The organism is Pseudoalteromonas sp. SG45-2, from assembly GCF_014164115.1.
In the GTDB taxonomy this organism is placed as follows: domain Bacteria; phylum Pseudomonadota; class Gammaproteobacteria; order Enterobacterales; family Alteromonadaceae; genus Pseudoalteromonas; species Pseudoalteromonas distincta.
In genome coordinates this window covers 53,122-71,906 of record NZ_JACJEO010000015.1, presented here as the reverse complement: position 1 = coordinate 71,906, position 18,785 = coordinate 53,122, and the positions used below count along the sequence as shown (strand labels likewise).

At 38.6% G+C, this 18,785-nt stretch carries 20 protein-coding genes; 19 read left to right on the top strand and 1 reads right to left on the bottom strand.

Annotated features, from left to right (window positions below; translation table 11 throughout):
* From H5116_RS12360 to H5116_RS12295, 14 genes are all read left to right on the top strand, one after another.
* A complete protein-coding gene (locus H5116_RS12360) occupies positions 1–357 on the top strand; it encodes a hypothetical protein (RefSeq protein ID WP_182671935.1) in 357 nt (118 codons plus the stop codon).
* Positions 358–392: 35 nt separating this feature from the next.
* Positions 393–683, top strand: coding sequence for a PAAR domain-containing protein (locus H5116_RS12355; protein ID WP_024595244.1), 291 nt, complete (start codon positions 393–395; stop codon positions 681–683).
* Positions 684–685: 2 nt separating this feature from the next.
* Positions 686–1,714: a hypothetical protein gene (locus H5116_RS12350; RefSeq protein WP_182716263.1), complete on the top strand. Its 1,029-nt coding sequence runs from the start codon at positions 686–688 to the stop codon at positions 1,712–1,714.
* On the top strand, positions 1,711–2,562 hold the full coding sequence (locus H5116_RS12345; RefSeq protein ID WP_182716262.1) for a hypothetical protein: 852 nt from the start codon (positions 1,711–1,713) through the stop codon (positions 2,560–2,562). Before H5116_RS12350 ends, H5116_RS12345 begins: the two co-directional genes overlap by 4 nt.
* A complete protein-coding gene (locus H5116_RS12340) occupies positions 2,562–7,079 on the top strand; it encodes an RHS repeat-associated core domain-containing protein (protein WP_182716261.1) in 4,518 nt (1,505 codons plus the stop codon). Before H5116_RS12345 ends, H5116_RS12340 begins: the two co-directional genes overlap by 1 nt.
* On the top strand, positions 7,076–8,050 hold the full coding sequence (locus H5116_RS12335; protein WP_182716260.1) for an ankyrin repeat domain-containing protein: 975 nt from the start codon (positions 7,076–7,078) through the stop codon (positions 8,048–8,050). Before H5116_RS12340 ends, H5116_RS12335 begins: the two co-directional genes overlap by 4 nt.
* A 55-nt stretch (positions 8,051–8,105) precedes the next feature.
* On the top strand, positions 8,106–8,603 hold the full coding sequence (locus H5116_RS12330) for a DUF6795 domain-containing protein (RefSeq protein ID WP_182716259.1): 498 nt from the start codon (positions 8,106–8,108) through the stop codon (positions 8,601–8,603).
* A gap of 14 nt (positions 8,604–8,617) precedes the next feature.
* A complete protein-coding gene (locus H5116_RS12325) occupies positions 8,618–9,790 on the top strand; it encodes a lipase family protein (protein WP_182716258.1) in 1,173 nt (390 codons plus the stop codon).
* A 117-nt stretch (positions 9,791–9,907) separates the two neighbouring features.
* Positions 9,908–10,681 (top strand): ChaN family lipoprotein, encoded by a 774-nt coding sequence (locus H5116_RS12320; protein WP_182716257.1) that lies wholly within the window; start codon positions 9,908–9,910, stop codon positions 10,679–10,681.
* Positions 10,675–11,253, top strand: coding sequence for a hypothetical protein (locus tag H5116_RS12315; protein WP_182716256.1), 579 nt, complete (start codon positions 10,675–10,677; stop codon positions 11,251–11,253). The genes H5116_RS12320 and H5116_RS12315 overlap by 7 nt, the downstream gene beginning before the upstream one ends.
* A gap of 71 nt (positions 11,254–11,324) precedes the next feature.
* A complete protein-coding gene (locus H5116_RS12310; RefSeq protein ID WP_058547829.1) occupies positions 11,325–11,591 on the top strand; it encodes a hypothetical protein in 267 nt (88 codons plus the stop codon).
* An 82-nt stretch (positions 11,592–11,673) separates the two neighbouring features.
* Positions 11,674–12,453 (top strand): hypothetical protein, encoded by a 780-nt coding sequence (locus H5116_RS12305; RefSeq protein ID WP_182716255.1) that lies wholly within the window; start codon positions 11,674–11,676, stop codon positions 12,451–12,453.
* A gap of 238 nt (positions 12,454–12,691) precedes the next feature.
* Entirely contained in the window at positions 12,692–13,123 is a 432-nt protein-coding gene (locus H5116_RS12300; RefSeq protein WP_259398380.1) for a DUF6795 domain-containing protein, read from the top strand.
* Positions 13,124–13,146: 23 nt separating this feature from the next.
* On the top strand, positions 13,147–14,313 hold the full coding sequence (locus H5116_RS12295) for a lipase family protein (RefSeq protein WP_064387120.1): 1,167 nt from the start codon (positions 13,147–13,149) through the stop codon (positions 14,311–14,313).
* A gap of 14 nt (positions 14,314–14,327) precedes the next feature.
* Here H5116_RS12295 and soxR read toward each other — a convergent pair whose 3' ends face one another.
* Positions 14,328–14,789, bottom strand: a complete 462-nt coding sequence (soxR, locus tag H5116_RS12290; protein ID WP_024595605.1) for a redox-sensitive transcriptional activator SoxR — start codon at positions 14,787–14,789, stop codon at positions 14,328–14,330.
* A gap of 77 nt (positions 14,790–14,866) precedes the next feature.
* Between soxR and H5116_RS12285 the strand changes: the two genes are divergently transcribed.
* The 5 genes from H5116_RS12285 to H5116_RS12265 all read left to right on the top strand — a co-directional run bounded on the left by H5116_RS12285 (position 14,867) and on the right by H5116_RS12265 (position 18,757).
* Positions 14,867–15,340 (top strand): flavodoxin family protein, encoded by a 474-nt coding sequence (locus H5116_RS12285; RefSeq protein ID WP_182716254.1) that lies wholly within the window; start codon positions 14,867–14,869, stop codon positions 15,338–15,340.
* A 65-nt stretch (positions 15,341–15,405) separates the two neighbouring features.
* Entirely contained in the window at positions 15,406–15,918 is a 513-nt protein-coding gene (locus H5116_RS12280; RefSeq protein ID WP_182716253.1) for a DsrE family protein, read from the top strand.
* Between the two features lie 8 nt (positions 15,919–15,926).
* On the top strand, positions 15,927–16,562 hold the full coding sequence (locus H5116_RS12275) for an SGNH/GDSL hydrolase family protein (RefSeq protein ID WP_182716287.1): 636 nt from the start codon (positions 15,927–15,929) through the stop codon (positions 16,560–16,562).
* Between the two features lie 78 nt (positions 16,563–16,640).
* The gene (locus tag H5116_RS12270) at positions 16,641–18,179 is read left to right on the top strand and encodes an EAL domain-containing protein (RefSeq protein WP_182716252.1); all 1,539 of its coding nucleotides are present in this window, start codon (positions 16,641–16,643) and stop codon (positions 18,177–18,179) included.
* A 56-nt stretch (positions 18,180–18,235) separates the two neighbouring features.
* On the top strand, positions 18,236–18,757 hold the full coding sequence (locus tag H5116_RS12265; protein ID WP_182716251.1) for a hypothetical protein: 522 nt from the start codon (positions 18,236–18,238) through the stop codon (positions 18,755–18,757).
* The last annotated feature ends 28 nt before the right edge of the window (positions 18,758–18,785 follow it).

Genomic DNA, 18,785 nt, shown 5'->3' with positions numbered 1-18,785 from the left:
ATGGAAATAATAAATAGCTTTCATTCAGGACTTAGAAACGGCATTAATAATAACGGATATGTTGTATATTGCCGTTATGGGCTTGCGCATTTAATATGTTTGCCAATTAATAGGCCAGACGATCCATTGCTAAATCCAGCATTAAGTCACCTAAAAGCAATGAATGGTTATTACGCTGGCCAGTTTTTAAATAATTTACACCCAGTATTAAATAGTGAAGATGTTGTGTCGGGATTATACCAATATGCTATGCAAAGCCCTGTTGCACTTTCAGATTATTCTCAAAGTGAATTAATAGAGTGTTTATCTCTATTAGTGGCGCACAGCAAGTTATTAATTATCCCTTTATTTGATTAGTTTTATTTAAAAATATAAACAGACAAGGAGTCTTTATGGGCAAGCCCGCAGCTACAATTGGTCACATGCATGTGTGTCCCAAAACAACCGGCACAGTGCCGCATGTAGGCGGCCCTGTAGTTATTGGTTCAACTAATGTCTTAATTGGTGGAATGCCTGCTGCGCGCAAAGGCGACATGATGGTGTGTATTGGCCCACCAGATAGTATTAAATCGGGTTCTGGCTCGGTTAAAATTAACGGTAAGCCTGCAGCTAGAATGGGCGATGACAGCTCCCACGGCGGTAAAATTGTTGTTGGCAACCCTACAGTATTAATAGGTGGCTAACCTTGCTATCTACATACCTAAGTAATCATAAAGCGCAACTGCTAGCAATTAGTGAAGCACAATATTGCCCTTTTACATGCGTAGGTTTTATTAAAACGCTTAAAACAAAGCTATTAGAAGCATGTTGGTTAACGGCTAAGAAAAATAACGTCCCACAAAAATTTAGCCAGCCAGATTTAGTGCAATTAATCACTTTTTTACAAAGCGACCCCAATATTGATTCCACTGCACAAGCATGCGTTGAGGTAATGGCTAATTTGCCTCAAAACATTAACTTAGCGTTTATTAACGCTTTAATGAACGAGCCTACCTTACATAGCCTAACTAAATTAATTATTTATAAAGTTCTGTTACAGCAACACAGCTTGAATTTAATCGCTTATATTGACTTAAAAACTTTGTGCTTTGCATTAACCACTGACAAAGAGTCACTTGAGCATTTACAGCCAGCGTTGGAGCAAAATTTATTAATAAGTAGCCAAGCCAAAAATACCGAAGTAATAAATACGTTTAAACACTTATGCAATGCTGGGCTTATTAATTCTCCGTTAATGTCGCTTTTTTTATTATCACTCAGTTGGGAACAGGTGAATGTAGTTGGCAACCATGCAAGCAACACTTTAACGGTTGACCAAACCATGCAGGTATTACTGCAAAGTAGCTTTGCAAAATTAATTCCATTAGCTAATACTTTTTTAAATAAAGTTGAAGAACCACATACCATTATTGCTTTAATAAGGCGCTTGCTCGGCGATAAGCTTGATTTATTAGTGAGCTTTGAAACACAACTGCAAGCATGGCAAGGTGATGAGTTATCGTGTAGTGAATTTAAGCGTCAGTTACACACTAACTGGCCAAAGTTTGAGGGCGAGCTTTCATCTTCGCGCTTAATAGCAGGTAAAGCGCTAAATACTAAGTTAAATGCTATAGAAATGTCTGCTATGGATAGCTATAGCCAAGCTGTATTTAACTTATATAACTACTACCAACACGCTAATGCTAAAAAGTTAGCTGCGGAGGCCGTGTTGTGAGTGCTTTTAATATTAATATGGAGTGTTTTTTAGCGCCATTTTCTCAAGACATAGATGAGCTTTTATACGGCGAAGAGTCTGCATCAAATGAGTTTAAAGAATGGCAATCGTGGAATGCATGCATTTACGATTGCATATTAAAAGCAAAAGAATTATTTGCAAAAGTTGAAGACCTACAAGCACCTTTAGTTTGGTTGCTTCCTGCGCTTGAATACCAAGGCGAGCTTAAGCAACTTTTGGCAAATAGTTTAAAACAGTTATTTCCACAGCATGTAAGTCATATTTTGTTTTATGGTGCTACAGGCGCTAATACAATGATCGAACTTGTGCAAAAAAATCAGTGGAAAAAGGTTAACGTACTTGCAGTAGACGCAACATACAAAGCAAATATAAATGGTGAATATGCCTATCGAGGTGTTGGTGGTGCATTTGCAACTGTTACAGCGGTTAAAACTGGTTGGATGCAACAAAGCCACGAACTGGCTCCATCTGTAGATTTTATAAAGCATAACCAATTAAGTGGGATTTTTTCTAACATTGCGCTTAATAGTAAAAAACAAATAGATTTTATATGTGCGCCAGGTAATGGCGTAAACCACGAAAGCGATGTGTGGTTAACAAATTTACAATTGCTCAGTAATTTAATTAGTGAGCATACACATTATGAATTACCTAATTACAAATTAGGTAAAATTGGTGCGCTTGAAGGACTCGTCAATTTATATCAGTTGACCTCAAGCCCGGCTATTGTAAATCACTTTAAACACGCGTTAGTGATTTCTCAAGAACAATCAAAATACCAGGCCGCAGCATCATACTTATGGATAAGTGAGGAAGTACACAACTAATGCAAAGTAATACAGTTGTTTTACAAGGAACAAGTTACCCCATTTGCCTCGTTGCTGGTAAAGGCCAAACGCCCTCTGGCTATGCACCTGCAGTAGCAAACACGGCACAAAGTGCTAAACAGCAAATAGCTGAAATTGGTGGTGCGCTAACTGGCGATGCTGCCAAACGCCTCGACGTAATTAACTTATTAAATAGCGCAGGCGTTAGCTGCCCACGCAGCGCCTCTGCCCGCGAAACCGCAAGTGCACTTACCCAAGCTTTAATAGCTGGCGCTGTAACGTGTTATCACCAAAAAGCAAAGTCATCTATTCAAGTTAGTGATAACACCAATAGTGGAGCAGCTGGCAAAAAGTCGAGCAAAAAATCAAGCTCAACAGCAAAAGGGAAAAGCGCATCGCAAGCACCCGCTAAAAACACTGGCGGTGCAAGTAATAACACCGCAAGCGAAGAGCCCATTACAAATCAAGAGTGCCGTTCAGATCCTGTATCAATGCTGTCGGGCGAAGAAATTCTCCCGCTCATCGACTTTACCCTAGCAGGGAGTCGGCAATTAGTGTGGCGACGTTTGTATCGCTCATCTCATGCTGATGTGTGTACAACAATGGGTAATGGTTGGCGCCATGACTTTATGGCAAGCCTTACAGAGCATTACTTGCCGCCGCCAAAAGTGGGTCCTAAACAAAAAGGCACCTACTGGTTAGAGTACCAAGACGAGCACGGCGCTAAACATAAATTTGAAAAGGTAAAGCCTGGCCAATCGAGCTATCAGTTAAGTAGTAACCTTGCACTGCATTACCAAACAAATGGCAAGCAAGTCCTTGTAACGCCAGATGACCAACACCTTACGTTTAAACCAGGCGAAAGCGCATGGTTGCTTGAAAAAATAATTAACGAAAAAGGTCAAAGCATCGCGCTTTATTACGATGCAAAAGAGCGCCTACACCGTATAGAAGTAAACAAAGTGCGCGGCTGTATTATTAGCTACAACGCGCAAGGTTTGTTAAGCAAAATAGCAGCGTACTGCACCGATAAAAACAACAAACAGCAATTACTATCGCCATTACTAGCAAGCTATGAGTACGACGAAAACAAAAACCTTGTTCAGTCTACTAATCAGCAAAACGAAACTGAGCGTTACGCCTATAACGCCGCTAACTTATTAACAAAGCGTACCCGAGCCAGTGGCTTTAGCCATCATTTTGAGTGGGATAGCTATTCACCGAGTGCTAAATGTACAAAACAATGGGGCGATAACAATACTTATACTTACCAGTTTGAATATAACTTAGAGGCTGGTGAAACAACCTGTATAGACTCTCGAGGCCACAAAGAGCACTTTGTACATAACGCACAAGGTAAATTGGTAAAACATACCGACCCTAACGGCAACGTTTGGCAATATACATACAATGCGCAAGGCCAAAAGCTCAGTGAAATTAAGCCCGATAGCAGCACAACGCGCTATAGCTATACACCTTATGGCCAATTAGAAACAATAACGCAGCCAGATGGTAGCCAAACCCATTTTGCTTACAACCAACTTGGGCAACGTGTATTAACTACCTTACCTGATGGCCAAACCATTACGCGTAAATACAGTGTGGCTGGATTATTACAAAGCGAAACCTTTGGCGATGGCCGTACCACGTTATACAGCTACGATAAGCTTGGCCAGTTAACTCAGCATATAAATAAAAACGGCCAAATCACCAAGTTTATTTGGAACGAGCAAGGCGAGCTATTAGCAAAACATCATAACGATGAGTTAATACGTTACAGCTACGACAGCTTAGGCCGCGTAAATGCCACACTTAATAACGCAGGGTTACTCACTCAATATAAATACAATGAGCATGGCCAGCTTACGCAAACCATTGCCTTTGATGAAAAAGAGCCTGAAAATAAACAGCATCAAAATTTTAGCTACGACGAAGCAGGGCGATTAATTAGCTCGCAAAACAGCAAAGGCGATACCACAGAGCAACATTTTGAAGGGCTAAGCCAACCGCACTGTGTTATTCAGCCCGATGGCAGCGCCCTGCATTTAACGTACGACAAAGAGCGAAACTTAACAGCCATCGAGCGAAGCGACGGTCACGTATACCGCATAAGTTACGACGCGAACGAAAACCCAACACAAATAACCGGGTTTGATGGTACGCTACAGCAATATAAGTACGATGCCTGTAACCGCTTAGCCTCAGTAACGCAAAGCAACAAACGCCATGTAAAAATAGAGCGCGACAGCCTTGGCCGTGTAACTGCGCAACATGCAAGCCTTGCAAGCGACTCACATATAATTAATAACGCCAATTACTACAGCTACACAAAGCAAGGTAACATTACGCGTGCACATAATGCACAATCAACCTTAAAGCAGCAGTTTGATAAAGGCGGGCGGCTACTGTGCGCCGAGCAAGTTAATAACCAGCAACAAGCGCATACCTTAAAATACAGCTACGACGAATATGGCAGAAGACAAACCCTTACCCTGCCAGATTCAACTACGCTTAAATACAGCTACAACCAGTTTGGCCAGCTAAGCGGTATTAACTTACAGCAAACCAACAGCAAAGAGTTTGAACTTGCAAAGCCGCTTGTAACATTAGGCTACGACAGCCAAGGTAATATTAAAACCCAGCAGTTTGGTAACAGTATTACCCTCAATCAACAGTTTGATGTATTTAACCGTTTAACGCAGCAACAGCTTACACACCCAGCGCAAACATTATTTGATACCTGTACGTACAACTACGACAGTGTAAACCAGCTTATTGCCCGCAAAAATGAAGGCGTAAGCAGCCAGAATATCAATTTTGAATACAACAGCCTCGGCCAGTTAATACAACAAACATTGGCAGGCGAGCAGAACAATAAAATCACACACTATCAGTGGGATAGCTTTGGTAACCCACAAAGCCAAACAGTTAAATCAAACACAAGCGATGCAGACCTTAGAGATACAGGCGAGCAGGGGATAGAACATGATGCAGCCAGCAACGAGTATACAGCCAGCTCTTCTATTGATTTAACGCGCGCCACCCATAGCGAATACAATGAGTTAGCAGCAAATAGTAGTGAAAATAGTAGTGAAAATAGTAGTAAAAATAGTAGCAACGCTGACTCAGTAGCAAACAATGAAGGCACTAACAACACCACAATAAACAGTGCCACCGACGCCGACCGCCTAACACACTTTGGCGACAGCGACTTTTACTACGACGAGTTTGGTAACCAAATACGCGAAACCGGCAAAGGCATTAAAACCCGTCGTGAATACAACGCGTTTAATCAGTTAAGCTGTTTTAACAACAACGGCACGCTTACCCAATACGACTACGACCCACTAGGTCGTCGTATCGCCAAGCACACCGAGCACGGTAAAATTGACTACATTTGGGATAACGACCAGTTAATCGGCGAATGCCAACATGGTGAATATACCTGGTATATTAACCTGCCTAATCAATTTCACCCAGTCGCACTAATTAAACAAGGTGAGGTGTATTACTATCACCTAGACCAGCTTAATACGCCGCGGTTTGTAACCAACAGCAAAGCAGAAGTCGTATGGGAAAACCAAGCCGATGCGTATGGTTATGAAGAGCCAGAAGCCGAGCCTGACACTAATAAAGAAAACACCTTCACTCAGCCAATTCGCTTTCAAGGGCAATATTTAGATGAAGAGAGCGGCTTACATTACAACCGCTACCGCTACTACAGCCCAAAACAACAGCGCTTTATAAACCAAGACCCGATAGGGTTAGTGGGTGGTATAAACCACTATCAATATGCGCCAAATCCGGTTAATTGGGTGGATCCGTTTGGGTTGTTGTGTGCAGAGGGTGAAAAAAGATTAAAAAACAAGCTGAATTCGTTAGTAGGTAATGGTTTCGATCAAGAAACAGTGGATGCGATTTTTAAAATGGCGATAGCATGTACTCCAATTGATAATAAAGATATATCTACAATTGATTATCCACCAGAAGGTGGTGTGTATCGTAAAAAGCATGAGTATAGCTTTGAAAATATTCTCCCTGAAGAAAATAAAATTACAATAACAAGAGAGATGCCATCGGGCAAAAGGATATCTCAAACCGTCAGTATAAAAGATTTTGCTCAGCAGCATATTGATAACAATGAAAAAGTAGCCAACATTCATTGGGGTAAAATTTTAGAAAAAGAGCATGGCGTTGCTAAACCAAGCCCTGAAGAAATGGAAAATGCTCATGCTCACCATATTGTATTTAAAGAAGGTAGTGGTAAGCAAAAAGAGTGGGTGCTTAAGAGTAAAGCTATTTTAGAGAAACATAATATTGATTGGCTTAAAGGTAAAGAAAATCTAGTATGGGCACCTAATATTGAAGGGTTACATACCGAAGAAATGGCCAAGCTAGTATATGAACATTTAGAAGAAGCAGAGGATGAGTACGGTACTCCAGAAGCTGTTATTGAAGCACTTAAAGAAATGGGCGAGCTCGCTTCCCAACATATAAGAGGAAAAGTATACACATGAGCAAAGAATTAATTAGAGAAGCTTCTAAATTTATCGCTGAAAACGATGTTGAATCGTTACAATTTTTTTTAAAAAAGCACCCTGAATTGATAAGCCATAGTTTTTTATCGAATCGGAACTGGCTACATAAAGCAGCTAAATTTGAATCTCCAGATGTAATTTCAATGTTAGCTGGCTTAGTTGATAAAGAATGTGTTGATGACTTTGGGAGGACACCTCTAAGCTCTGCATTAATTAGCGGTAAATTAACTCCAACAGAAAAGCTTGTAGGCTTGGGAGCAAATGTTAATCATAATAGTACAAGCTCTCCCTTATCATGTGCCGTATATAGCAAAAGTAAAGAACTATTAAAGCTACTGATAGAAAACGGCGCAAATAACGAAAGTAAAGAAGAGCTTATTCGTTATGGTCGTGGCGTTGGTTATAAAAATATCGAAGACGATTTAAACGAACTTAATTATGTATCAGCAATAACAGAAACGTTTAAAGATAAGTTAAGTGCTCATTATGGCGCATTGATTGATGTGCAAAGTAAAGAGACACCATGTATTTTGTATTCAAAACAAGCAAAGGGCAAGTTTGCTGTTTTTTCTGAAAACATCAATAAAGATGCTGAAATAATGTTTGAAGTAACAAAGCAAGGTTTTGATACGGCAGAAGAAGTGCTTACTCAGTCATACCCGTGGTTGTTTGATTGGTTAGAAGTTATAAACCAAGTAGAAATAGACCCAACTCAACGGGTCATTATTATTACCCGAGAAGTTGAATGCACGCCATATCAAGGCATTGCTTTATTACTAGAAGATAAAATTAGCTATAACAATAATCCTGTTAACATTTATAGATTATTTCCGCTTTACCAAAAAGAAATAGATGCCGAAAAACAATATGGCATAGCTGCGTTACTTAAACAGTTTGAAGTAAAAGGTGTCAGTCAAGCAATTCTTAAAAATCGAAAGCCAATACTTTAGTATATTTCGGTAAAGTTTATTTCTAAGATATTTTTAGGTAGGGACTAGAACCACTATGTTTGGTTTAATAAAAAAATATGACGTACACATGTGCTCTGAAGTTAAAGGGATTATTACTTTAAACGGCAATCCCGTTGAAGGTGTTTTAATTAATCGCAGCCTCAAATTTGCACATAAAATTGAAAAAGAAGATCAGGTCATTACAGCTTCCGATGGCACCTTTAATATGCCAGAAGTTGTTGTTGAGTCAAAAATACCCGGTGATATGTTCTCCCATGAAGTTACTTATCAACTTATTACTGCAATTCATGGCGGTGAAGAGTATGAGCTTTGGAATAGTGAGCTACGTGGTATTGATGAGCCCGACGAGTACAAACAAAAGCTAAGCAGTCTAAACGCCGATTTAGTATCACCTAATGTGGATTTTATATTTCCTAACCATGCTCATGAAAATTTAGATTTTTATGGCTCGAGTATTTGTAGATGGGAAAGTGACTTTGAAATCTATGAAACTGAAGACGACGATACGGATTATTTTAAAGATTTTAAATAATAAAAGGATTTTACATGAAAATTTTATCTCCTAGCATAGCGGCACAACTGGCTGATTTTGCGTACAAAAGCATTGCGGTTTCGGCGGCTGGTGATCAGTCAAAAAAAATAAAGTCGAATCCAATTATTAGTAAGCATTTTGCATTTGATTCAAAAACATCAACACTAACAGGTGTAAGTGGCACAACAGCAGAGCATGTATTGAACCAATCTACTGGTTTTGGCTTTTTTGGTGTAGGCAAAGGTACCGGTAACCATGCGGGCGAGATTGTTATAGCAATACGGGGTACTGCTGGGCTTGCTGATGCGTTAACAGATTTACACTGTGGTGTTACCGTTGGCCCAAATTTAGCTCCGGTACATTCTGGATTTAATCGTACTTTTGAAACTATTAAACCGCAACTAGCAGCAATATTGAGTAAGGCAGGTGGGCGCCCTGTTCACTGTATTGGCCATAGCCTTGGTGGTGCTTTAGCAACGTTAGCAGCAAATTGGATTAAAGCTCAATATAAGGTGCCTGTAAAACTTTATACTTTTGGATCTCCAAGGGTGGGTCTTAACCCTTTCGCAATTAAAACAGAGACAAGATTAGATGGCATTTATAGGGCTGTTCATCGTAGCGACCCTGTAGCTATGGTTCCTGTTTGGCCGTTTGTACATGCGGGGAGCGAATATAGGCTAAGTACGTGTGTTTCATTAACGGGTGCGGCGCATAAAATGGCAGGTAATGCGCCAGGTTATATTAACACTGCAGCTAGTTACCCTGACTATAAAAGTATGCAGAAAGGCTCGATATCTAACTTAACGATGACACGTCTAAAGTACTATAACCGCCATCATGCTTCTTTTAATGCACATTGGTCTGAAAAAATCACAAGTGCCCTTATCACTTTATTACGTGAGAGCGGTAAGTTAGCAAGTATTATGGGTCAAATAGGCACATCAGGTGTTTTAACTATTTATGATTTATTAGCTCGGTCAATTGTAGAGATTTCTCAAATGTCGATTAAGTTTGCTGAAGATAGTAAAGGGCTAATTGGGCATATACTTAACTTTGTAGGAAAGCCATTTGTTGCCGTTGATATAACTTATGCAGGTGTAAAAAAAGCTTTAACTTGGATGTTAGAAAAACTTAAAACACTAGTAATTGCTGCGGTCAAAGTTTCACCTCATATCGCCTTTGGCTAGTAATTAAATTAAGGCTCAGGTAACTACTGAGTCATTTTTATAAAGCGGGCCACAATTAGTAAATGTAAAATATCTAGTTTAAAAGCCCTTCGAAGTTATTAAACATAAGGAAATACAGTGAATAAAATAAACACGGATGTAAATTATAAAACAATGGCCGGTAATGCACGCTTAGTGATGCTTGGTGAATCAAGCCATAGCACTGCCGGATATAAGTATGAAGCAATAAAGGCAATCAAACAGCTAAAAGCTGCTGGTTTCACGCATTTTGCAATCGAAATGCTACCAAGAGCTATGCAGGAAAAAATAGACTTTTATCAACGCACAGGTAAAGGCTTTAATGTTATACAGCAGTATTTTAATAAATATTGGACCCATGGCTATTTAACACCTCATGCTTATGGTGAACTTGTTAAGGCTGCGCGCGATATTGGAATGAAAATAGTCGCGCTCGACGTGTTAGTCGAAACAATGGATATAATGGATAGTGTATGTTCTTCGGATAAGGGTATAGGAGGCGACTGCTTTGATACTCATACTTATAGAAACGCACTTTGGGCAGTTAATTTAGCTACTATATTAAACCGTTCAAGTCAGAATAGAGTTGTTGCTTTTATGCATCGCTTTCATGCTGTATTAAATGCAGCAGACCAGCCTGGTGTTGATGTATTTCTTAAAGATCACAATATTTTCAATGTACGCTTTATCGACTTTATTGGAGGGTTAAGTTGCATAAGTGATAGACGTTGCTCAGGTGACTCAAATCAGGATAAATCCCTAAAAGAGCTTTATTTTTATCGAGAAGGCTACCCGTACGAATCATCTGTTAAATCCTTTCAAGTGCATATACCTGAAAAACGTGTAAATAGTGATGGTTCACTACAATGGTAAAAATAATATCATTAATTATCTTTACGTGGGGTGTTGTATTTTCTTCTGTTTCGAGAGCATCGCTTTTTCCTAATATAGATATTAACTCCCCTAACCTAACTGTAGAAAAAGCCGCAAAGCAATGCCAAAAAAGCTTAATGCATGCACCTGAACAATTAGAAGCATGGTGTGAAAAAGCTTATAGTCTTGGAGATTGGGAGGCTTTGTATTACATAGGTGTGCACACCGGAGATGGTAATCGTTATTTGGAGGAACTTAATTCTCGTATTGCAAATAACGAGTATAGTGCTTTAAAAAAACTTGCTTGGATATACCGAAGTGGCCACTTCGTAAAAAAGGATTTAAGAGAATCTGCACGATTATATGAATTGTATTTACTGCATGATAATGAAATAAACTTTCAAACTGTTTCGGCACATTTTGAACTATCCACTATTTACCAAAGACTTGGTATGTGGAATAAAGTGATTACCCATACTGATTACGTTATAAATTATGCAAATAGAGCTGATTGGGTGCATCGCGCTAAATATATACAAAAGCAAGCCAAAGCCTCGTTAGCTGAAAATTAAACTTTAAATGTATTTACCTATAAATATAAAGGGAGCTATAAACGCCTAAACTAAAGCGCTATAGAAATGATATGGAACAACAAAACCAACAAACACTAACTAACCTTGTTTACGATATATATGAAGACCCAACTTTAATAGAAGAGCATCAAGTGCTTATAAACCCTTTGTTGAGCGATTTAGTTGCTAGTGCGCCAGCTGGGTTTGAGGGCATGGCGACGATGATTAATACTCATATTTCTAATGGGTTTAAATTCAAAAATCCTAAAATACAAAAATTTGAACTTGAGTCGGGGCTTTTAAAACTTAAAACGTATTTTCAAAAAATAAACCTATAACCCCCATCATAATTACACACTCAATTTTTAATATTAATGCAGCACTAGTGCTGCATTAATTTTTTCTCATCAAGGATGATCTATGAGCCTTATCACCACGAGTATTTTAATACTGTTTTTACAGCCTTTATTTGTATATTTAGCTCTTTTTAAAGAGTCTGAGCAGAGTGCCCGAAACCGTTCACTAGATAACGAAGATGCTATGTATCTATTTATAGCGCCTGGTTTAGCCGTATTTTATCCTGATGACTTTTGGCAGGCGGTACTTTATTTAGGAAGTGTATGCCTGTTAGGTTTAATGCTTGCCATTATTGTAAAAAGCAAAGCTAAAAAGCGATTAACAAGAGATGACGCTATCGGGTTTACTATTGCCAGTTTTTTATTTTTTGGGATTATAAAATTAATTATTGGTGGGTTAGGATATTTTTTTAGCGAAAATGCCGCGAATGCTTCAGCGCCTGTCATAGGTGAACAAACTTATTCATCAACTACAGGTGAGCTTTTAAACTGGGGCTATTTGTATTATCAGTTTTGGCCAACGCTATACTTTTTACTCTTTACGTTAGCAACATTAGTTATAAAAATGATTGAGAGCCGGTTTAATAAACATTCATTTTCAGGCTCGCTCTTAATATTGGGCGCAGTTTTGGCAGGTGTATCACCGTTATTTGGGGATGCTTTTATTTTAGGCGTTATCGCTAACTTTTTTATATTTTTTGTTGTGTGCACGGCATGTATAGAAATTGATAAAAGGAGCGATCCTTCCGCTGGTGCTATTAGTTTTATATATGGTTTTTTGCTTGTGGGCGGTATCGCGTTTAGTAGTATTGGTAAATTAATATATACGCTATTTTATAATTAAATTAGGATTGTTTTTTGATTAAAAAACATGCAGTATAATTGTACCTAATTAGTATGTTCCCCTACTTTTTTTTAATATAAATATGGTTGGTGTAATTAATTGGCCATAAACATTAAGTAGCTTATAGCTAGGTCTTGGGAGAGTGTTTGCTTTGTTTTTATCGCGTTTAAAAATTTTTGTGTTGGTAATAGTCTCTATTGCCGTTGTTTTTTTTACTACATCACAGGCTTGTGCGGATATGTTTGGCTTTTTTAATAAACAAGAATTTTATTTATCGGCTCCAGTAAAGGGGCAGTTATTAGATAATGGGCAGCCAGTTGCAAACACTAAAGTAATGCGCTCACTCACCTATGGCGATGAATACGTTGACGAAACCACAACAGACGAATACGGTTATTTTACTTTTACAGAAAAAACAATAAAGACAGGTAAGCCCTCTAATATGTTTGATAACGACTCGTTGGTTCAGCATATTTATTTAGAAAACGGCACGCCAGAAGGAATTGTTTTATGGTACACGCTTGTTTCAATTCATGAAAAAAGTGACACACTTAAAGAGCTTCTTGCACACTTGAAGTGTGATATTTCTAAAGAGCCGCAAACATACGATATTCCAATTAAAGAAGATACAAGCCACACTTTTGCGATATACACATCATGTAAACTTTAACTATTTATTTAAAGGGAACTTATATGAATACTTTGACACCCACTCAAGCCGTACAATTAGCAAACCTTGCTTATAAAGCAAAAAGTATTAAAACCACTAATTTACTCAATCGCACACTTCATGCCTCTTTGCGCGACAATTTTAATTTTTCAGTTAATCCAGGTGCAGTACAAGGGGTAACGGGCAGCTTTTTTTCTCATTTATTTAATTTAAGCACGGGCTTTGCTTTAGTAGGGCATGGGCTTGGCGCGTATGAGGGCGATTCGGTTATAACTATTCGGGGAACTAACTCGCTAAGAGATGGATTAACCGATGGGCACTTTGGTGTGAGTGGTGGGTCAAATGGCAGTATGGTGCATGCTGGTTTTAATAAGACCTTTTATAGTATGAAGCCTGCGCTGCAAGAGTTTATAGCAGCGAATATTCAAGATAAAGTGACTGGTTGCGTTCATTTAGTTGGCCATAGCTTGGGTGGTGCGTTAGCGACGCTTTCTGCTGATTGGATCAAAGCTGAGTATTCACTTCCTGTAAAATTATATACGTTTGGTTCGCCACGTGTTGGGCTTGAAAACTTCTCTCGCGCAGCAACATCAAGAATCGATAAAATTTATCGCTGTACACATGGGGCTGACCCAGTGGCTAAAGTGCCTTTATGGCCTTTTTCGCATGCTCCGCACAATGGCCAAGAAATACGTTTAGATAGTGGACAAGGTTTAAAAGGTGCTGCTCATACTCTTGCTGGTACGCCTGGCTACTTAAACACTGCCAATAGCAATAATTGGAACAACTTAACTATACAAGCTAATCACTTTTTAAACATGCCTGTGCGTTTAAAATTTGAAGACAGAAATCAAGCATCATTTACCTCACATTGGGCAGATAAACTTGGTGCTGCATTAATTACCCTTTTAAAAGATGCAGGCTATTACAGCGCAGTTGCTGCCCAAGCAGCCATTGGAACCGGTCTCACTTTTTACGATATGTTGGCGCGAACGCTTGATAAAATAGCTAAAGCGTCAGCCTCGTTTGCAACACAAACCTTAGGTTTACTAGGGCATATGTTAGTGTTTGCTGGCAAAGTAATTAGTAAAGCGGTGGAGCTTACATATAGCTTTATAAAATCGGTATTCGATTCAACCCTAGGTGCTTTATACCGAGCGGCGAGAGAGGGGCTAAGTGGCTTAGATTAATTCTAATCTAGCCCTCAATCTCGCTCTAACAAAATAGCACCACTTTGGTTTTCGCCTAAGTGGTCGTTTTTGTTATAAATAGGGCATTTACTCATAGATAAGCACCCACAGCCAATACATCCATCAACGCGATCGCGCAAACGCTGCATATATGCTATTCGCTCGTCCAGCTGTGCTTGCCATTGCTTTGAAAGGGCTGCCCAGTCTTTTTGCGTAGGTGTGCGCTGATCAGGTAATGTTGCCAGTGTTTGTTTAATTTCATCAAGGGTTATTCCCATTGCTTGTGCGGCTTTTATTACCGCTATACGGCGCAGTACATCTTTTTTATAGCGGCGTTGATTGCCGCCATTTCGCCAGCTACGTATTAGTCCTTTGGTTTCATAAAAATGCAGGGTTGATACTTTTACGCCGCTACGCTTTGCTACATAACCCACGGTTAGGTTGGCCTCAGTTAGTTTTTTTTGATCTATTGGCATTATTTTTAATTTCCGATTGACCTCAATATAACTTGAGGTTTTAAGCTTCTTTCAACATTAAAAAAGGAGCTAACTAAATGCAACAAAAACTTGAGCGTAGCACTGTTATTATTTATTCAAGCGCACGCAAAAATGGTAATACACAGGCGCACGTTAATGGATTTGCAGAGCAAAATGCTGTGCGTGTAATTTGCCTGGATGATTATAAAATTGCGCCATACTGCTATAACAAAAACTATAAAAATGATGATTTTTACACTGTGTTTGAATCGCTTTTAAAGTATGACCATTGGGTGTTTGCCTCGCCCGTTTATTGGTATAGCACCACGGTACAAATGAAATTATTTATCGATAGAATAACCGACTATATGGACGATGAAGTATTAAAACCTAAGCTTCGTAATTTACGCAGTAAGCATTTTTCAGTGCTTTCTAATGCGTCATCAAGTGAAGCCCCCGCCTGTTTTGTAGAGCAGTTTAAAAATACGTTTAGTTATTTAGGTATGCAGTTTATTAACCACAGCCATAAAAGTACCCAAAAGGTTGCTTAAATTGCAGCCTTTTTTGGTTGTCTCTGGTAGTTTAGTAATAATCTTAAAAAACACAGGATTGTTTTATGAAATATTTACTATTGTTAGTGCTGCTTTTTAGCCCTTTAATATATGCAACAGAGCAACCAATTAAGGGGTATGGTAATTATTACAATGTCCCCGAGCATGATGAAATTAATGACGCTACGGTATTTAAAATAGCATTTGATGTTGCTGATGGCGCTAAAGAAGGCGCGCAAAATAATTCAATAAATTCGCTAGCGCGTTTTATTAACATGCATGTGGCGCATGGCGTAAAGCCTGAAAACATACAACTTGCATTAGTTGTGCACGGTAGCGCAAGTGTTGATGTGTTAGCTAATAGCGAATATAAAAAACGCTTTAACGCTGACAATAAAAACCAAGCGTTAATTGATCAGCTACTAGCAAACAACACTAAAGTGTATGTTTGCGGGCAATCTGCTACTCACTTTAAAGTAACGCCAGCGCTTTTAATTGAGGGTGTAAAAATGTCGCTTTCGGCTATGACCGCTCACGGACAACTTCAACAACAAGGCTATACGCTCAATCCATTTTAATGACTCAAATAATAAAAAATATTCTCTGCTTTGGGGATTCAAATACATGGGGCTTAAACCCTGTAACGGGTAAACGTTTTGATGAAAATACCCGTTGGACATCACTTTTAAATAAAAACTTAGGGTGTGGTTTTAACGTAATAGAGGCAGGGCAACCTAATCGCACGTTAGTGCATAATCCCCCGTTTGACGGTGTGCTTAATGCTGTTAGCTATTTAAAACCTTATTTGGATAAGCATGATCTCGACTTTATTATTATAGCTCTTGGTACAAACGATCTTAAAAAACGTTTTAATTTAACACCTACTTTAATAGCAGATGGCTTGAATGATTTAATTAACTCAATACACATTTATTATCAGCAAGGTAGTACTTTAAAATCTCCTAAAATTATTATTGCTAGCCCACCTAAAATAAGAATTACCGAGCAGTATTCACGTATTTATGAAGAGGCTGATACTAAAGCAACAGAGCTCTCTAGTGCATTTAAAAGCGTTGCAGCTAATAATAAGTGCGCTTTTATTGATTTTAACTCGTTTATTAGCATAACAGATGGTGATGGGATTCATTTTGATGATGTCCAACATTTGGCAATAGGCTTTAAAATAGCGCAATTGGTTCAAAACTCACTCAATAATTGTTAAATCTATCTGTGTGAATTTAATGCGACTTATGCAATCATCTAATAAAGTAGTGATATAAATTAACAACTTCGAGATGCTATGAAAAAGTACCAACAAAAATCTATTATAGCCGTTCTAACCGGAGTGTTAGTTTTTATAACTGGCTGTATTATTTTACTCAATTTTGCAGCGCAGCAATTAACAGCACAAACAAAGTCAGATGCTGAGTATATTCTCACTCATGTAGAAGGTGCAATTGCAGAGCGGCGTCGAATACTTACCCCATTAAATAAGCTTGCGTTTAAACAGTGTGACAACACAACTCTTCTTGAGATGCGCCGCGCTTTATTTGACGCAAAATATGTAATTGATATAGGTTTTTTTAAAGATAATCAGCTAGTTTGTACTACGGGTGCAGGCTTATTAAGTAAACCAATTAACGACAAACAGCCTGACTTTATTCGAGATGATGAACAGGTGAGGGTCCGTTTTGAGCCAGAGCTTTATCTATTATTATTTAGTGAGCGCCCTATGGAGGTAATTATAGTCAGACAAGGGGACTATAATTTAATTATGCAGAGTACTCCCTTTACCAACATTGGCATTACTGTGCCAGATTGGGAAGTTGTTTATAAAACACCAAATACTTTGCATCATTTAGCAGGTAAAGAGGACCTCTACCTTCAAGTAAAAAACAATGTTTTCTTTCCTTACGAAACTAATTTAGTTTGCAGTTCTGCAAGTAGCCAATATTGTGTGGTAGTGCACTTACCTTGGAGTCTGTTTTTTTCTAATAACCACTTATTATTAATAATTTCGTTAATTTTAACCTGTTTAGCGGGAATATCGAGTGCGTTAATAGTTGATGCAAGAATTGCTGCACGTCGCTCTATTAATCAGCGTATTCGTAAAGGACTCAAAAAGGGATCATTTTATTGGACTTACCAGCCTATTATTTGTTTGCAAAGTGGCAAGCTGATTGGTTGCGAGGTACTTGCACGTTTTGAAGATAAGTACGGTGTTTTATTTCCAGATGAGTTTATTCCGGTTATTAGGAAAAACAATTTAACCTGGACTTTTACTGAGGCCATGATTGCCACTACAATCAAAGAGCTAACCTCTATAGAGGTATTGCCTGAAGGCTTCAAAGTGTCGCTTAATATATTTCCGTGTGATGTAGAGCTGGGTAACGTGTCGTTGCTGCCACAAATTACAGAGCTTACCAATTCACGCTTTATTATTTGTTTAGAGATAACTGAAGACGAATACCTTGATACAAGCATCGCGCATGCTCATTTTAGAACCTTGGTTGAATCGGGTTTTAGCTTATCATTAGATGACTTTGGTACGGGTTATTCGAATTTAAGAAATTTACAAAATTTGAGCTTTCATCAACTTAAAATTGATCGTACGTTTGTTCAAGATATAACAACTGAGGGCTTAAAAGCCTCTATGATCCCGAATATTATGGAACTTGTGCATAAGTTTAATTATACCTGTGTAGCAGAAGGAATTGAAACCACTGAGCAAGAAGCCATTTTAAAAACAGCGGGTGTGCATTACGGACAAGGCTGGAAGTATGGTAAACCCATGACTGCGTCTAAATTTAAAAATTATATAACTAATCAGCATTTTTAGATCTCAGCTGCCATACTAAACGTATCGGTATGAAATTTATAAATATTAGGTTTATTATGATCAAATTAACATTAAGTGCTTTTGCACTTTTACTACTTAGCGCATGTACAACACAGTACCCAAACCAGCAATTAACAGGTAAGCAGTTCCCAAGCATTAGTGGTGAAAGCTTAGAGCAAACTATGGTGACTATACCTAGTGATTTTAAAGCAGATAAAACACTACTGCTCATTGGGTACAAGCAAGACAGCCAGTTTGATATAGACCGTTGGTTAATTGGTTTAGATATGGCGGGCGTAACGCTCCCTACATACGAACTACCAACCATTGCCGGCATGGCACCACGTATGTTTAGCACATTTATAGACAGCGGTATGCGCAAAGGCATCCCTAAAGAATTATGGGGTGGGGTAATCACTATTTATAAAGATGGCGAGACAGTTCAAAAGTTTACAGGTAATCAAAGCCCAAATAACTCTCGTGTGGTACTTATAAATAGCAGCGGCGAAATTTTATATTTTTATGATCGAGGTTTTTCGGTTGATGCGTTAAATAAATTAAAAGCGAATATTGAGTAGCCTTTAAATTTATTTGTTGAGGTTAATT

What these genes read in the sequence shown, in the direction of transcription:
- H5116_RS12270 (WP_182716252.1), top strand. Translation starts at nt 16,641, where the DNA reads ATGAAAAAGTACCAACAAAAATCTATTATAGCCGTTCTAACCGGAGTG.
- H5116_RS12360 (WP_182671935.1), top strand. Translation starts at nt 1, where the DNA reads ATGGAAATAATAAATAGCTTTCATTCAGGACTTAGAAACGGCATTAAT.
- H5116_RS12310 (WP_058547829.1), top strand. Translation starts at nt 11,325, where the DNA reads ATGGAACAACAAAACCAACAAACACTAACTAACCTTGTTTACGATATA.
- H5116_RS12330 (WP_182716259.1), top strand. Translation starts at nt 8,106, where the DNA reads ATGTTTGGTTTAATAAAAAAATATGACGTACACATGTGCTCTGAAGTT.
- H5116_RS12355 (WP_024595244.1), top strand. Translation starts at nt 393, where the DNA reads ATGGGCAAGCCCGCAGCTACAATTGGTCACATGCATGTGTGTCCCAAA.
- H5116_RS12285 (WP_182716254.1), top strand. Translation starts at nt 14,867, where the DNA reads ATGCAACAAAAACTTGAGCGTAGCACTGTTATTATTTATTCAAGCGCA.
- H5116_RS12315 (WP_182716256.1), top strand. Translation starts at nt 10,675, where the DNA reads ATGGTAAAAATAATATCATTAATTATCTTTACGTGGGGTGTTGTATTT.
- H5116_RS12265 (WP_182716251.1), top strand. Translation starts at nt 18,236, where the DNA reads ATGATCAAATTAACATTAAGTGCTTTTGCACTTTTACTACTTAGCGCA.
- H5116_RS12325 (WP_182716258.1), top strand. Translation starts at nt 8,618, where the DNA reads ATGAAAATTTTATCTCCTAGCATAGCGGCACAACTGGCTGATTTTGCG.
- H5116_RS12300 (WP_259398380.1), top strand. Translation starts at nt 12,692, where the DNA reads ATGTTTGGCTTTTTTAATAAACAAGAATTTTATTTATCGGCTCCAGTA.
- H5116_RS12305 (WP_182716255.1), top strand. Translation starts at nt 11,674, where the DNA reads ATGAGCCTTATCACCACGAGTATTTTAATACTGTTTTTACAGCCTTTA.
- H5116_RS12295 (WP_064387120.1), top strand. Translation starts at nt 13,147, where the DNA reads ATGAATACTTTGACACCCACTCAAGCCGTACAATTAGCAAACCTTGCT.
- soxR (WP_024595605.1), bottom strand. Translation starts at nt 14,789, where the DNA reads ATGCCAATAGATCAAAAAAAACTAACTGAGGCCAACCTAACCGTGGGT.
- H5116_RS12335 (WP_182716260.1), top strand. Translation starts at nt 7,076, where the DNA reads ATGAGCAAAGAATTAATTAGAGAAGCTTCTAAATTTATCGCTGAAAAC.
- H5116_RS12340 (WP_182716261.1), top strand. Translation starts at nt 2,562, where the DNA reads ATGCAAAGTAATACAGTTGTTTTACAAGGAACAAGTTACCCCATTTGC.
- H5116_RS12280 (WP_182716253.1), top strand. Translation starts at nt 15,406, where the DNA reads ATGAAATATTTACTATTGTTAGTGCTGCTTTTTAGCCCTTTAATATAT.